Consider the following 16,777-nt stretch of genomic DNA (forward strand, 5'->3'; position numbering starts at 1 on the left):
CCAATAAAAGAGGAAAGATATGATGAACACTCAATTTAATGAATCAGTAACTCGCGTATTGGCAGAAATGAACTTCGACTCTTTAGAGCAAGCAAACCAATACTGTTTATCACACAATGTCGATCCAAAAGCATTAGTGATGGACACTCAACCTATCGCATTTGAAAGCGCAGCTGACGCTTACACTCTTGGTGCAGCATTGGCTCTGTTCCGTAAAGCGAACAACGCAGAACAAGCAGCGAATATCATTGGTGAAGGCCTTCAAGCATTCACAAAACCCGGCAGTGTTGCGGAGCAACGCCAAGTCGGTATCGGCCATGGCGCACTGGCTGCTCGCCTTCTCAATGAAGAGAGCCACTGCTTTGCTTTCCTTGCGGGTCACGAATCTTTTGCTGCTGCAGAAGGTGCGATCAAGATTGCACTGAACGTGAACAAATCACGCAAAACACCATTGAAAGTTATCTTGAACGGTCTAGGTAAAGATGCCGCTTACCTAATCTCTCGCATCAATGGCTTTACTTATGTTCGCACTCAATTTGATTACCAAACGGGTGAGCTAGTTGAAACAGAACGTCGCCGCTTCTCACAAGGCCCTCGTGGCGAGATCTTGTGTTACGGCGCTGATGATGTACGTGAAGGTGTAGCGATCATGCACAGAGAAGAAGTGGATGTGAGTATCACGGGTAACTCAACCAACCCAACACGCTTCCAACACCCTGTTGCTGGTATCTACAAAGCAGAACGCACTCGCCAAGGTTTGCCATACTTCTCAGTTGCTTCAGGTGGCGGTACAGGTCGAACATTGCACCCAGATAACGTAGCAGCAGGCCCAGCGTCTTACGGCATGACCGATACCATGGGCAGAATGCACGCTGATGCTCAGTTCGCAGGTAGCTCTTCAGTTCCTGCTCACGTGGCGATGATGGGCTTCATCGGCATGGGCAACAACCCAATGGTCGGAGCGACGGTTGCATTGGCTGTGGCAGTGAGTGAATCTCAACACGCATAACGACAAAGTGAGTCCCACAATCTGCCTGTTATGTAGAGTCTGTTAGTTGAGAATCAAGCAATAACGGACGACTAAAACTCTACACCTATCACTAAAACCAAACAGCCAGCCTTATGCTGGCTGTTTTTTATTCACACTTGCTCTACTATCTATTTCTAATAATTATTTGTATCTAAGATTAAATACATTCTGCTGTCGTATTTAACTACATATTTTCAAAGGAATAATATGAAAGAGCTCATCATTCATACCATTACCGTGTTCATGGGCTTTTTTGCCATCATGAACCCTATCGCCAACACACCGATCTTTCTTTGATTAACAGGTGATAATGATAGGGAAACGGTCAAGTCTATCGCTTTCCGCTCAGTGTTCATCGCCTTCATCATCGTCAGCACCTTTGCTGTCTCGGGTAAACTCATCTTCGACCTCTTTGGTATCACGCTTTACGCGCTTCGTATCACCGGCGGGATCCTCGTGTTCTTGATTGGCTTTCATATGCTGCAAGGTGACTCAACACACTCTAAAGCAAAAGAGAAGGTCAACTCAGACGCTCAACAAGATGCGGCGCTCAGTATCGCCGTCTCGCCACTGGCAATGCCAATATTAGCCGGACCGGGCACCATTGCCACCGCGATGAACTTTGCCAACACCGAAGGCATCTACGAAACCATCATCACCATCGTCGCCTTTGGCCTACTATGCGCCTTAACCTACGTATTGTTTGTATTTGGCGAGCGCTTCGTTAAAGCCGTTGGACCAAGTGCATTGAATGTAATTACCCGAATGATGGGTTTGATACTCGCCGTTATTGGTATGCAGATGCTGATTGAAGGTATTGAACAAGCTCATAAGGCGCTGTTTGTTTAAGCTCAGAACAACAAATTTCTGATACAAAAATAGCCAGCGATTCGCTGGCTATTTTCTTTGGCGCTTTTGTTTACGAATTATAAATTAGTTCGCAGGGCAGCCTTTTACTTCTAAACCTTTACTCATGTAGATTAGATCACCATCCGCTGGTGCGTAATTCGCTGCAGTGACATCAGGGTTCTTAACAAAGAATTCGCGCAGTACCGAGGCATCCGTTAACTGTGTCGATTCAACGTCAATTACTGGGTAGTCATCACCACCAGCCGCACTGAAACTGATCACGGAGAACGTGTAAGTGTCTGCTAAATCAAAACCTTTGCCATTGATATCTCGAATGGTCACATCACTCAAATCGCAGTCAACCGTTAAGCTGATATTGTCGAGTTGGGCATAAGCGCCGGATCCTGCAGTCTTCGTCGCAACAACGTCCAAATACGCTTTTACTTCAGCACCTGTCATCGTTGCTTTAGTCACGAAGTTCCCGAAAGGTTGAACCGTCAGTACATCACGATAAGCAATGTCTCCTGCCGCAATTGAGTCACGGACACCACCAGAGTTCATTACACCAAAGTCAGCATTCACCAATTCATAAGTGCGGTATGCTTCTCCTAACAAGTGACCAAGATTAGTTTGTTCTGAACGAACAACATCACGATCACCTTCCAGTTTTGCATCTGTCTTTGAGATGATGACATCGAGGAGATCTTGCCCTTGTTGTTGGTATGGGTAGAGAGTAGCTTTTACAGCTGCATCAGGCTTTATTTCAGATTGAATAAACTGATAATCACCGTTTTCATCCTTCTCTTTTAGGTTCACAGGAACCAGATCGTACTTCGCTAAATGCAGTTTGCCGTCATAAAACTCAAAGTCAGCTCTGCCTACATACTTACCCCACTCGTGAGCTTGCATGATGTAGGTACCATTTTGCTGATCAGGTTTGCAGTCATCCCCTGGGTTGAAGTCGGCGTATTCATTGCCTTCCATACAAACAGGGTTTTGAGAGTGTCCACCAATAATTGCATCTAGCTGACCTTCTTCTAGAGAGCGAGCAAGCAATACATCGCCAGGCGCTTCACTACCATGCTGACCATCTGCGTAATGCCCCATATGCGTGGTAGCAAAAATCAGGTCAACCGTTTCATTGGCCTCTATTTCTTTTATGGCTTTTTTGATTTCAACTTGTGGGTCGGCAAAGTGAATTGTCGCGACGTTGTCAGGATTAACTAATTTAGCCGTATCTTTGGTTGTCAGGCCAATAACAGCAATCTTTAAACCATTAATGGTGAATACTTTATATGGAGAGAAAAGGCGTTCATCAGTAACTGTGTCTCCATCTTTGATATAAATATTCGCCGCAAGCATCGGGAAGTCAGCTAGCTCAGATTGCATCTCAAGCACATCCAAGGTGTTGTCGAATTCATGGTTACCTAATGCCATCGCATCGTAACCAAGAAGGTTCATGCCAACAAAATCTGGTATCGCATCCTGCATATCAGACTCTGGAACACCAGTATTAATGTCACCACCGGACAGTAGGATCGTCTCACCACCGTTTTGAGTCACTTCCGCACGAATACTATCAATCAACGTCTTACGAGCCGCCATTCCATACTCACCCTTACTATTTTCCCAGAAGCGACCATGGTTATCGTTGGTATGTAAAACAGTAAACTTGGTACAAGAAGCGGCAGTGTCACATGTCACTGCGATATCGTCACTGTCCGAGCCACAACCAACCATCGCTACGCCGATAGATAACACCAGTAAAGACTTAGTAAAATTCATAGAAGATCCTTTATTAATCGTTTTAATGTCGTTATGGCAGGCAATATACTGACATCTTGCAGGGTTTTAGTGATCGTTCTCTTAATTACATGTCTGGAAAGTTGAGTATTTACCCTAACTGTAGGCACAAGCGATTAATCAACAGAAGTCGAATAATTCTGATAATAAACATGAATTTATAAAGAAAGTGTGACTCACTCTATTGATACGGCTAACAAGAGGATGGACTAAAGATAAGTGTCAGGCATGGAAATGAAATGGCACCGCGCTACTTAAGTAAGAACGCCCATATTTAAGAGCGAGGTATAATATCCGGATAATGAAAACTATCTCTCAAAAGACAAGCAATATCATTTTACAGACTTTATCCCGATACGCCCTTTCATAACGAGGGCGCTCTCTTTATGATGAACGCAATTAAATTAACTTTGCTAACGGCAGCGCTTGTTATTCGAGCCGTTGTTTTGGAATAGCAAAATCAAGACTCAACACATGGAGATTCAACATGGCTTATTTTTCACTAGCCTTCGGTACGGCAACCAAAAATCGCGACAATAAAATCATTGAAGCGTTCTTCCCTAACCCGCTTCTAAACCCAAGCGACGCTCTTGTAGCAGCTGTAGCTGAAGTGTCAGGTTACGCTGAAGGCAACCAAGCTATCGAAATCTCTGCTGCACAAAGCGCAGAACTGGCGAAAGCATTCGCAGCAAACGATGATGCAGCTAACGCATCTTTCGCAGAAAAAACTGCAGCGTCTGAACAGCCACTTGTTCTTGTTGTTCTTGCTACTGACGAGAAGCCAGCATCAGTTGCTGAAGGCTTCCTAAAGCTACAACTTATCTCTAACCGCCTAGTACAACCACACGGTACGGTACTGGACGGCATCTTCGGTCTACTGCACAACATCGCATGGACAAACGAAGGCCCTATCGACCTACCTGAGCTGGCTGAGCGTCAAATCGAAGCTCGCCTTGCAGGTCGTGCTCTGTCTGTAGATTGCGTAGACAAGTTCCCTAAAATGGTGGACTACGTAGTACCAACAGGTATTCGTATTGCTGACACTTCTCGTGTTCGTCTTGGCGCACACGTAGGCGAAGGCACAACAGTAATGCACGAAGGTTTCATCAACTTCAATGCTGGTACAACTGGCGTGAGCATGGTTGAAGGTCGTATCTCTGCGGGTGTTGTTGTAGGTAACGGTTCAGACATCGGCGGCGGCGCTTCTATCATGGGTACTCTGTCTGGTGGCGGTACGATGGTTATCTCTATCGGCGAAAACTGCCTACTAGGCGCAAACGCGGGTCTTGGCTTCCCTATGGGTGACCGTTGTACAGTTGAGTCTGGTCTTTACGTGACTGCGGGTACTAAGGTTCGCATGCTAGATAAAGAAGGCAATGAAGTAGAAATCATTAAAGCTCGCGATCTTGCTGGCGTGTCTGATCTTCTGTTCCGTCGCAACTCAATCACAGGCCAAATCGAGTGCCTAGCGAACAAGTCTGCGGTTGAGCTAAACAGCGAGCTGCACAGCAACAACTAATCTAAGCACTAGATGCTAGAAAATAATAAGCCGCTGGGGTTCAATCCAGCGGCTTTTTTGTATGTTCTGGGAATCATTATTGCCCCATTACCAGTCAGAGTTAACAGAATGTTAACATGTATTTGCCCTACTAAAAGTAATCCCTTGTCTGTTGTATATTTGCAAGGCAAACTGCTGGGCAAAAGTTCGAAAACACTCTGAATGTCTAAAAATCGCCATATTTTTCGAAACTAGGGATTTTATATCATTGGCTTTTCGGTTTCGGTTTCGGTTTCGGTGGCTGAAAGTTTGGGATAATTTGAAAACCATTTGGACATAGCTATGCCTGTACTCTTACCAGAGTACTAGCGGCAGAAGTTTCATAATTTCTGTTGCGCTGCGCTTACAAACCGATAAGAACATAAATCGATATCTACTTAGCCATCTTTACATACCTTTACATCACATGACGTTATCTTACTTACATTAGTATATTCTTAAGTAGTGAAACAAAGAGAAGGAAAACGTCATGAAAATCAAAAGCACGATAATCGCGTTACTCGGTATCGTTATTGCCTTCGGAGCAATGGCTGGTGGAATGAATAAAGGCATGAATAACAATATGTCACGCCCAGTATTTTCACAGTTTGATCTCGATGGTGATGGCAAGATAACCGAAGCCGAGTTCAATCAAGCACGCTCAGAACGTATTGCCCAGCGAGCAGAAGAGGGACGTACGTTGAAAAATATCAATCAAAGCCACAGTTTTGCTTCGTTAGATAGCAACGCGGATCGCGCTATCTCTCAACAAGAGTTTAATGCTCATCAAGGCATGGTGAACCCCAAAAATACCATGGGCAAAGGCAAAAACAATCAGTAGCTCAATTCAATCAGGCCTCCATTTGTGAGGCCTGACTTATTTTGAGATCAAGGAAGCAAATCCGCTTATGTTGGTGTGCTACCTTTTGCTTAAGGAAAAGCTAATATATAGTAAGGGAATCGCTATGACTAGGTATAGCTGGTTACAAAGGACTCTGTTTGTTCCTCCTGTTTTGTTGGGCATCGCGTTATTGGTGATCGCACCAGGGATGAAGGCTGAACCGCCTAATGCGAGTAATACGGCTGCTAAAAAGGTGGTTCGGGTGTTGAAAGTCGAGCCGCGAAATATCCAACCTTCTGCCATCGGATATGGACATACCGAGTCTGTTCAAGACTGGCAGGCACAGTCTGAACTTGACGGCGCGGTTGTGTGGGTTTCTGAGCAATACAAAACGGGCGCTATTATCCGCAAAGACAGCGAACTCCTTAGAATTGACCCCACCGCTTATCAACTTACTATTGCCCGTTTGCAAGCTGAGCTTGAAGTGCTAATGCTAACGAATCAGACCATTATCGATTCGCTCAAGATTGCAGAGAAAGAGTTTGAGGTACAACAGTCAGAATATGCCCGCTCAATCAAATTGAGTGAAACCGGGCATATCTCCAAAACAGAGAAAGACCGCGCGACCAAAGACTTGCTCAGCAGCCAGCAACAGCTCCAGACACAGAAAAACCAACTGGCAATTAATCAAGCGCAGCAAAAGGTTTTGCAAACGGAACTAGCACTTGCAAACCGAGATCTCGAACAAACCGTAATTAAAGCCCCATTTGATATTCGCATTGTCGAAACCTTGGTTGGACTCGCCGAGTATGTCAACAAGGGGGAATTGCTGCTCAAAGCGGATGACATCGATGCCGTTGAGGTTCGCGCGCAGTTTCCGCTTGGTAAAATGCGTCCGCTAAGAAATTCCAATCGCTTTGACTCGCTTGACGAAGATGTTCATAGCAACTTGAGCGCGACAGTCGAGCTCCAAGCAGGCGATAAAGTAATTACTTGGCCTGCCGAGATCAGCCGCTCCGGCGGTGAAATCGATGCTCAGACTCAAAGCCAAAGCCTGGTTGCACAAGTAAATCAGCCCTATCAGCAAGCCATTCCCGGGGAGAAGCCACCACTTATTCGTGGGACTTTCGTTAAAGTCACGATTAAAGCACCAATGATGGAGCAACAAGTCTTGCTACCGATAAACGCCATCCATGATGGTAAAGTTTACACTGTCTCTGAAGGTAAACTGAAAAGCAAACCTGTCAGGATAGATTTCGTCCAAGGGCAGGTTGCGGTGATCAAATCTGGCGTGGAATTCGGTGATGTGGTTGTGCTAAGTAAACTTTCACCCGCCGTTGAGGGGATGGCTTTACAACCGCAACCGGATGAGAAAATCGGCCTTTGGTTGGATACGCAGAGCGGATTTAAAGCCCTAAACGCGATTCAGAAAGAGGGCAAATTATGATCGCTTTTTTTGCTCGGCACACCACTGGCGCCAATGTCCTGATGATGGCGGTACTGCTGTTAGGGGCTTTTGCCTTGCCCAAACTGCAGAAAGACACTTTTCCGTTGACGCCGACCAAAAATATTGAGGTTCGGATCGTTTATCCGGGCGCGTCACCTTTTGAGATGATGGAAGAAGTGTGTTACCCGTTGGAAGATTCTCTCGATAAGCTGAGTGGAATTAAAGAGTTAAGCTGTGATGCCCGAGAGAGTTTGGTCATCGCCAATGTGGAAATCGGCGATGATGAAGACATTGACACTTTAACCAGCGATATTCAACAGCAGGTTAACGCCATCAGTGATTTTCCGGATCGAGTTGAGCAGATCACGGTGTCGAAACTGGACCGAGTGGCAACGGTGGCCAGTGTCGCGATTACCGGCAATATGTCAGATAGGGACTTATATCTCTATGCCCAACAAATTAAGCACAAGTTAAAAGAGAGCCCATTGATCGCTCAGGTGACCGTGAGCGGTTTTGCGGATCAAGAAATAGAAATTCGCGTATCGCAGTGGAAGTTGCAGCAGTACGGCCTGAGTGTGTCCGACTTGTCCAATCTAGTACAACAGCAAAGTATCAGCACTCCTGCTGGCGTATTTAGTAATGACTTGGAAGAGATCAGCGTCCGCTTCGACCACTTAGGCAGCAACGTCAGAGACTTCGAAAATATCGTGATTAAATCCAGTGAGACGGGGACTCAGGTTCGCCTCGGTGATGTTGCCGTTATTCAGCAGAAGTTCACTAGCGATGAAAATCAAATCCTGTTCAATGGTCAGCGTGCCGCTTTGCTTCAGGTGTCCAAAACGCAATTTCAAGATACCTTAACGGTCAAAGATGCGATCGTCAGCATCGTTGAAAAAGAACAGGCGAGAGCCCCTGAAGGCGTCGCTTTAACCATCACCCAAGATTCCAGCACCAATATTATTGAGCGTCTGAGAATCCTCACCAGCAATGGCGCACAGGGATTAGCACTGGCATTTTTGATGTTGTGGGCGTTTTTTAATATTCGCTTTAGCTTTTGGGTCACCATGGGGCTGCCGGTTTCATTCCTTGGCGCCATTTTTGCGATACAACTTCTCGGTTATACCCTGAATATGATGACGCTGGTCGGGCTGATTGTCGCGATTGGTCTGCTAATGGACGACTCGTTGATCATTGCAGAAAACATCGCTGCCAAGAGGCAACAAGGGCTACCCGCGTTTGACGCTGCAGTTGAAGGTACCAAACAAGTCTTCCCAGGTGTGATTGCATCGTTTGCTACCACCATCATGGTGATAGGGCCGCTGATGTTTCTCACAGGCAAGATGGGCGAAGTACTACGCTATATTCCCATCGTGTTATTGATTACCTTGCTTGTTAGTCTGATAGAAGCTTTCTTGATCTTGCCGTCTCATTTGGCACATAGCCATACTGAATCTCGCTCTAATCCTATACGGGACAAGTTCATTGCCGGTTTTGAAAACATCAGAGACAGATTCTTTGTGCCAGTGAGTGTCAAGGCGATGAATGCACCTTATCTTTCAGTAGGGATATTGGTGATGGTGGTGATGATTTCAACCGCTTCCATTTCGTCAGGTTGGCTGAAATTCAAAGCCATACCTGCCTTGGAAAGTGATGTGCTGCAGGCGCGTATCTTGCTCCCTCAAGGCAGTTTACTGAGCCAGACAGAGGCGGTGGTGGAGAAGGTTTCAAACGCGCTTGATGAACTCAACCAAGAATACGCAGAGAAATACCCAAGCTCAAAACCTTTGGTCGCGAGCACCACGATCATGTTCAACTCAAATGCTGATGCTAATGAGTCGGGGCCGCATATGGCAACCGTCAGTGCCGATCTATTGCCAGCGCAATTTAGGCAGCAGAGCATTAAAGATCTGATCCAAGATTGGAAACAAAAAGTAGGCCCTACGGCGGATGTGGTTTCACTCAAGTTTACCGATAAAGAACGGGGCATTGCTGGCAATGGCATTGATATTCGGGTTCAGGGTGAGTCGTTACAAGAGCTCAATCAAGTCAGCCGCTCGCTGGTGAAATGGTTGAAGGGATTTGACGGTGTCTATAACCTCTCCACCGATCTGCGTGAGGGCAGAACCGAATTTCACGTTAACCTTAAAGATGAAGCTGGCGTGATGGGAGTTAATGCTTCCAACATTGCTCAAACGCTGCGCAGCGCGGTAAAAGGCAGTACTGATCTGACGGTTTTCCAACAAGGCGAGCTGGTGGATATTAGTGTGAGACTGGATGAGTTTACGCACCAAGCTAGCCTGTATGAGTTGAATAACTTGATGGTGACGGCAGGCAATGGAACCCTAGTTCCATTATCAAGTGTTGCGACGTTTGACAGAAAACAAGCCTTCTCGCGAATTCACCGCATTAATGGGATGAACACTGTGGTTGTGCAAGGCAATATCGATACGCGGGTTGCCAATGCGCGTGAAATCATGCTGCAGTTCAATAGCGAATTTGTCTCGCAAACTCAACACAAATTCCCAGACATCACCTTCACCTCGCAAGGTCAGGATAAAGAAAGCTCAGATACGGGCTCCTCGCTGGCGACCTTCTTTGCTCTTGGCGTGGTGGGGATTTATCTTATTTTAGTGTTCCTGTTACAAAGCTACACTCAACCGATTGCTGTGCTGCTGGCAATCCCTATGGGCTGGATTGGTGTGGTATGGGGGCACTTGGGCATGGGGTTCGATTTGACTATTCCAAGCTTGGTTGGCTTTGCTACCTTAGCGGGTATCGTCGTTAACGATAACATTCTGTTGGTCAATTTTATTAAGAAGAATATCGCCCAAGGCGAGCGCTTGATAGACGCTTGTCGAGAGGCGGTACGTGACCGATTTAGAGCGATATTTATCACCTCGTTAACCACATTTGCAGGATTGCTTCCACTGTTAACCGAAACCAGTACGCAAGCGCAATTTCTGATCCCGTTAATTGCCAGTATTGCGTTTGGCTTAGTCTCGGCTACGTTACTAGCGTCAATTGTTGTGCCTTGCGTGCTGCTTATTTTGGACGATTTAAAGCTGACCAAATGGGCAGAAGGTGCTCAATCTTCCCTTTGAGGCCCTTGGGAGTGCATGCTGAACCATGTCATTTAGCCCGGCATGAAAATGGTAGTTTGCGTAGAATTTATTTGGCGATTAAACCCTATCACTGACTGCTGTTTTTTTGCGTACAAAAAACAATAGGGTCAGGTCTTGTCTTTTGCTCTTTGGTGGCAGTTTTTCTATCAGGTTTAGTTATTTGTCATACCTGAAGTTATTAGTCATTTGCTAATGTTTGATTTTCCAAAACTCATTTCTGTCCAAAAGTTTGTTATACACACATCCACTATACGGTGATCCCTACACCACACTCACCACCAAAAAAAGCGCAGACCTTTCGATCTGCGCTTGTGGTTATTGTCCCGATAACACTGTTTAAATCGTTTTCAATTAACCCACGTTCTTACGTGCGTTTTGGAACATACGCATCCAAGCGCCATTCTCGCCCCAACCTTCCGGAGACCAAGAGTTTGCAACCGTACGGAATACACGCTCTGGGTGAGGCATCATAATTGTCACGCGGCCGTCAGTCGTTGTTAAACCTGTGATAGCGTTTGGCGAACCATTCGGGTTATTCGGGTATTGCTGCGTTTGGTTACCGTTGTTATCAACGTAACGTAGAGCAACCGTACCTGAGTTTTCAATCGCGTTTAGGTGGTCGTTATCACGTACTTCTACGCGGCCTTCACCGTGAGAAACAGCGATTGGCATACGAGAACCTTCCATGCCGTTGAAGAATACAGAATCTGACTTCTGAACTTCTACTAGGCTGAAACGTGCTTCAAAGCGCTCAGATTCGTTGCGAACGAAACGTGGCCAGTACTCTGCACCAGGGATAAGTTCACGTAGATTCGACAGCATCTGACAACCGTTACACACACCTAGAGAGAAGGTATCTTCACGCTTGAAGAAGTTTTCAAACTGGTCACGAGTAGAGTCATTAAACAAAACCGACTTCGCCCAACCTTCACCAGCACCTAGTACATCACCGTAAGAGAAGCCACCACATGCCACAAGGCCGTTGTATTCTTCTAGTACCGCTTGACCTGTTAGGATGTCGCTCATGTGAATATCAGTTGCTTCGAAGCCTGCACGGTCGAATGCTGCTGCCATTTCAACGTGAGAGTTAACACCCTGCTCACGTAGAATCGCCATCTTAGGCTTAGCACCTGTTTTGATGAACGGTGCTGCGATGTCTTCGTTTACGTCAAAGCTCAGTTTCACGTTCAGACCTGGGTCCGAGTTGTCTTTCTTCGCTTCATGTTCTTGGTCAGCACATACTGGGTTATCACGCAGACCTTGCATCTTGTGCGTTGTCTCAGCCCAGATAGTACGTAGTTCAGTACGGTTACGTTCAATCACTACAGACTCGCCAGACTTAATCACTAGTTCATCTGATGCTTCCCCTTCACCAACAACGCTGCCAATCACATGAGAACATGCTTCTAGACCGTTAGCTGCAAGAGTAGAAAGTACTGCGTCTAGGTCGTCGTTACGGACTTGGATTACTGCACCTAGCTCTTCGTTGAACAGTGCTGCTAGCGTGTCTTCACCTAACGCTTCAATGTTTGCATTAACACCACAGTGACCTGCGAATGCCATTTCTGCTAGCGTTACGAATAGACCACCATCGCCTTTATCGTGGTAAGCGACAACTTGGTCGTTCGCTACAAGTGCTTGAACGCCTTCGTAGAAACCTTTTAGTTGCGCTGCGTTGTCTACGTCTGCTGGCTTGTCACCAAGCTGCTTGTAAACCTGTGCAAGTGCTGTTGCACCCATACGGTTTTTGCCGTTACCTAGGTCGATAAGAACTAGGCTTGTATTACCTTTGTCAGTGCGAAGCTGAGGAGTAATCGTCTTACGAACATCTTCAACACGTGCAAACGCAGTGATAACAAGAGATAGCGGAGACGTTACTTCTTTCTGCTCGCCATTCTCTTCCCACTTAGTCTTCATCGACATTGAGTCTTTACCCACTGGGATAGTTAGACCCAGAGCTGGACATAGTTCTTCACCAACCGCTTTAACCGCTTCGTAAAGACCTGCATCTTCACCTGGGTGACCTGCTGGAGACATCCAGTTAGCCGACAGTTTAATGTGTTTGATATCGCCGATGTTGGTCGCTGCGATGTTAGTAATTGCTTCACCAACCGCTAGACGAGCCGATGCGCCGAAGTCTAGAAGTGCCACTGGCGTACGCTCACCAAGAGACATAGCCTCACCGTGGTAAGAGTCGTAGCTTGCCGCTGTTACTGCGCAGTTAGCAACAGGAACCTGCCATGGACCAACCATTTGGTCACGAACTACAAGGCCTGTTACCGAGCGGTCACCGATGGTGATAAGGAATGTTTTCTCAGCGACTGTTGGCAAGCGAAGAACACGGTCAACCGCTTCGTTCATCTCGATGCCAGAACGGTCAATCGCAGGGTTGTTAGCTTTTAGCGTTTTCGCGTCACGGTGCATCTTAGGTGTTTTACCTAATAGGATGTCCATTGGCATGTCGATTGGCGTGTTGTCGAAGTGTGAATCTTCTAATTTCAGATCACGTTCTTCAGTTGCTTTACCAACCACTGCGTACGGTGCACGTTCACGCTTACAAATCGCGTCGAACGTTGCCATGTCTTTATCAGCAACCGCCATTACATAACGCTCTTGAGATTCGTTACACCAGATCTCAAGTGGGCTCATGCCCGGCTCATCGTTTGGCACGTCACGTAGATTAAAGATACCGCCACGCTCGCCATCGTCGACTAGCTCAGGAAGAGCATTCGAGATACCGCCCGCGCCCACATCGTGGATAAATGCGATTGGGTTCGCATCACCAAGCTGCCAACAACGGTCGATAACTTCCTGACAACGACGCTCCATCTCTGGGTTTTCACGTTGTACAGAAGCGAAATCAAGATCTTCAGAAGAAGAACCAGAATCCATTGAAGATGCCGCACCGCCGCCAAGGCCGATGTTCATCGCAGGACCACCTAGAACGATTAGGCTTGCACCTACCGGGATCTCTTTCTTCTGAACGTGCTCATCACGGATGTTGCCAAGACCACCAGCTAGCATGATTGGTTTGTGGTAACCACGCACTTCTTCACCTGCGTGAGAGTTTACTTTCTCTTCGTAAGTACGGAAGTAGCCAAGTAGGTTTGGACGACCAAATTCGTTGTTGAATGCCGCGCCACCAAGAGGACCTTCAAGCATGATATCCAGAGCAGTAACGATACGGCTTGGCTTACCAAAGTCAGTTTCCCAAGGTTGAACGAAGTTCGGGATCTTAAGGTTAGATACAGAGAAAGCAACAAGACCCGCTTTTGGCTTACCACCAATACCGGTTGCGCCTTCATCACGGATTTCACCGCCTGAACCTGTCGATGCGCCTGGCCACGGTGAGATTGCCGTTGGGTGGTTGTGCGTTTCAACTTTCATCAAGATGTGTGTTTTTTCTTGGTGGTAGCTGTACTGGCGAGTTTCTGGATCTGGGAAGAAACGACCAACTTCAGAACCTGTCATTACCGCTGAGTTATCTTTATAAGCAGACAGAACATGTTCTGGTGTCGTTTCAAAGGTGTTCTTAATCATCTTGAACAATGATTTTTCTTGCTTAACGCCATCGATAGTCCAATCAGCGTTAAAGATCTTATGACGACAGTGCTCTGAGTTCGCTTGTGCAAACATCATTAGCTCGATGTCCGTCGGGTTACGACCTAGCTTCTCAGTGAAGCTTTCAAGAAGGTAATCAATCTCATCTTCTGCAAGTGCAAGACCTAGGGTAACGTTTGCTTTTTCAAGCGCTTTACGTCCACCAGTTAGTAGGTCAACTTCCGCATAAGGAGCAGGTTCAGCAACGGTAAATAGTGCCGCCGCTGATTCGAAGTCAGTGAAAACCACTTCCATCATACGGTCGTGCAGGATTGCTTTCAGCTCAACAAGTTGAAGTTCAGAAAGTTCAGCAGAGGTTTCAATGTAGAAAGCAGTACCGCGCTCTAGACGTGACACTTTAGCCAGTCCGCAGTTGTGTGCGATATCTGTTGATTTTGAAGACCAAGGCGAGATAGTGCCTGGGCGTGGCGTTGCAAGCAGCAGTAAACCTTCAGGTTCATGCTCTTCAATCGTTGGACCGTAAGTCAGTAGCTTTTCTAGCTTCTCAACTTCAGACTCATCTAGGTCTGCCGTTAGATCAGCAAAGTGGGCAAACTCAGCGTAAATACCTGTTACAGGTAAGCTTAATTCACGACAAAGCTCTAAAAGCTTGTTAACACGAAACTCAGATAGAGCTGGGGAGCCACGCAAAATTCTCATGTGCTTACGTCTCTTATGCAGTTGATTAAGGTAGTATTGGAATAAATTCAGTGGGTTAAAGGAAAAACCTAACTGTTTTCTTCGAAGCTATTCCCGAAGGTTTAAAAACCTATGCCGATCCCACCTCTTCAATGCGAGCGCATTATAAAGCATTTCTTTTTGTGACGTAACACCAAAAGCAACCGTTTGCGTGATTTTTTTTATCTTTCTGCGTAAATGGTACTTTTGCTGCATTTATCACCACTTTTACAACTGTTTAATTAAACCTGCTTTGCCAGCCTTGCGGGGTTTGGTATAAAGGAGCTTCCACTTTTCGAGATTTCATTTTGATGCCTAAATTTACGCTCATCTTTTCGTCTAAGTTCCTTCTGCTCGCCATCGCCCTATTTGGGTTGGCTGGATGCCAGATTGAATCTGAACCTAAAAGTGTCCTTGAGCAGATACGAGATCGTGGCGTTCTTCGTGTCGGCACCCTAAATAACCAACTCTCTTATTACATCGGTCCTGATGGTCCTGCTGGCTTGGATTACGAATTAGCTCGTGAATTTGCGCAGGAGCTTGGTGTAAAGCTTGAGGTTAAACCCGCTTACCGTTTGTCTGGCTTGTTCCCTGCACTGCAGAAAGGCGAAATCGATCTTATCGCGACCGGCTTAACGCAAAACAACAAACTGACACGAGCTTATCGCGCCGCACCTGCTTATTACTACGTAAGCCAACAGGTCGTATACAAAAAAGGCCAGTGGCGACCGAGAAACCTTGAACAACTGATCAATTTCGAGAATGAGCGTCAGGTTGACTTTGTTAAAGCACAAACTGAATCAGAAGAGGCGGCGTCTACTGACACATTAACGCCATCTTTGGTTGTGGTGAAAGACTCACACTTCGAGCCAACACTAAAGCAGCTGCAGAAAACACACGATGACTTTATCTATGATGCGGTCGGCAATGCTGATATCAACGACCTGCTCAAAGAAGTATCGACTGGCGAGCGCTTATTTACGGTTGCGGACTCAATTGAGCTGTCACTGGCACAACGTTTATACCCAGACGTAGCTTTGGCTTTTGAACTGACAGAAGACCAACCTATCTCTTGGTATTTGCAGAAGTCTGAAGATGAAAGCCTTTATGCTCTGTTGATTGAGTTCTTCGGTAACCTAAAACAGTCTGGTGAACTGGCTTCACTAGAAGAGAAATACATCGGCCACATCGGCACTTTTGACTACGTTGATACTCGTGCCTTTATCCGCGCACTGGACAGCAAGTTGCCAAAATGGTCGCCGCTATTTCAAAGGTACTCTCAAGAATTTGATTGGCGCTTGATTGCCGCTTTGGCCTACCAAGAATCACACTGGAACCCTGTTGCGCGCTCACCAACGGGTGTTCGTGGCATGATGATGTTGACACTGCCCACCGCGAAGAGTGTTGGGGTAACCAACCGTCTCGACCCGAACCAGTCGGTACAAGGCGGTGTTGAGTACCTGCGTCGTATCGTGAACCGAGTACCAGATTCAATCACTCAACACGAAAAGATCTGGTTTGCACTTGCTTCATACAATGTCGGTTACGGGCACATGATGGACGCGCGTCGCCTCACGAAGGCACAAGGAGGAGATCCTGATGCTTGGGGCGATGTGAAAGACAGATTACCTCTGTTAAGACAGAAGAAGTACTACAGCCAAACTCGATATGGGTATGCGCGTGGTGATGAAGCGAGAAACTACGTTGAAAACATTCGCCGTTATTACCAAAGCATTATTGGCCATGTAAATAAGCGCAATAAAGAACAAGAAGCGACCCTTGAAGGTTTGGTGGTGATCCCACCTTTAGAAACCTCAGGTGCTGAATCGAGTATCAGCGCAGCTCAGTCGACAGTAAGCAGTTCTGAGCC

8 protein-coding genes and 1 pseudogene are annotated in these 16,777 nt (G+C 46.5%); 7 read left to right on the forward strand and 2 right to left on the reverse strand.

What is annotated here, in order from left to right:
- The first annotated feature begins 19 nt into the window (after positions 1-19).
- Together AB6D93_RS18830 and AB6D93_RS18835 are read left to right on the forward strand one after the other, a co-directional pair.
- Positions 20-1,009 (forward strand): GGGtGRT protein, encoded by a 990-nt coding sequence (locus AB6D93_RS18830; protein ID WP_065584394.1) that lies wholly within the window; start codon positions 20-22, stop codon positions 1,007-1,009.
- A gap of 228 nt (positions 1,010-1,237) precedes the next feature.
- Positions 1,238-1,879: pseudogene (locus tag AB6D93_RS18835) on the forward strand (MarC family protein).
- Between the two features lie 84 nt (positions 1,880-1,963).
- On the opposite strand, the gene ushA reads toward AB6D93_RS18835, so the two are convergent.
- On the reverse strand, positions 1,964-3,664 hold the full coding sequence (ushA, locus tag AB6D93_RS18840; protein WP_017064205.1) for a bifunctional UDP-sugar hydrolase/5'-nucleotidase UshA: 1,701 nt from the start codon (positions 3,662-3,664) through the stop codon (positions 1,964-1,966).
- A gap of 505 nt (positions 3,665-4,169) precedes the next feature.
- Between ushA and dapD the strand changes: the two genes are divergently transcribed.
- From dapD to AB6D93_RS18860, 4 genes are all read left to right on the forward strand, one after another.
- Complete coding sequence (gene dapD, locus AB6D93_RS18845; protein WP_102333762.1) at positions 4,170-5,201, forward strand: 2,3,4,5-tetrahydropyridine-2,6-dicarboxylate N-succinyltransferase; 1,032 nt, start codon at positions 4,170-4,172, stop codon at positions 5,199-5,201.
- Between the two features lie 508 nt (positions 5,202-5,709).
- Entirely contained in the window at positions 5,710-6,060 is a 351-nt protein-coding gene (locus AB6D93_RS18850; protein ID WP_017059884.1) for an EF-hand domain-containing protein, read from the forward strand.
- 124 nt (positions 6,061-6,184) lie between these two features.
- Positions 6,185-7,507: an efflux RND transporter periplasmic adaptor subunit gene (locus AB6D93_RS18855; protein WP_240799502.1), complete on the forward strand. Its 1,323-nt coding sequence runs from the start codon at positions 6,185-6,187 to the stop codon at positions 7,505-7,507.
- Positions 7,504-10,608 carry an efflux RND transporter permease subunit gene (locus AB6D93_RS18860; RefSeq protein WP_102333760.1) on the forward strand — a complete coding sequence of 1,035 codons (3,105 nt, stop codon included), beginning with the start codon at positions 7,504-7,506 and terminating at the stop codon, positions 10,606-10,608. The genes AB6D93_RS18855 and AB6D93_RS18860 overlap by 4 nt, the downstream gene beginning before the upstream one ends.
- A gap of 372 nt (positions 10,609-10,980) precedes the next feature.
- On the opposite strand, the gene purL is transcribed toward AB6D93_RS18860, so the two are convergent.
- Positions 10,981-14,889 (reverse strand): phosphoribosylformylglycinamidine synthase, encoded by a 3,909-nt coding sequence (purL, locus tag AB6D93_RS18865; protein WP_102333759.1) that lies wholly within the window; start codon positions 14,887-14,889, stop codon positions 10,981-10,983.
- A gap of 329 nt (positions 14,890-15,218) precedes the next feature.
- Here purL and mltF point away from each other — a divergent pair.
- Positions 15,219-16,777, forward strand: a 1,559-nt coding sequence (gene mltF / locus AB6D93_RS18870) for a membrane-bound lytic murein transglycosylase MltF (protein ID WP_372159185.1), incomplete at its 3' end; no start/stop codon positions are given.

It is taken from the genome of Vibrio sp. 10N.247.310.23 (assembly GCF_041467155.1).
Taxonomy (GTDB): Bacteria; Pseudomonadota; Gammaproteobacteria; order Enterobacterales; family Vibrionaceae; genus Vibrio; species Vibrio crassostreae_C.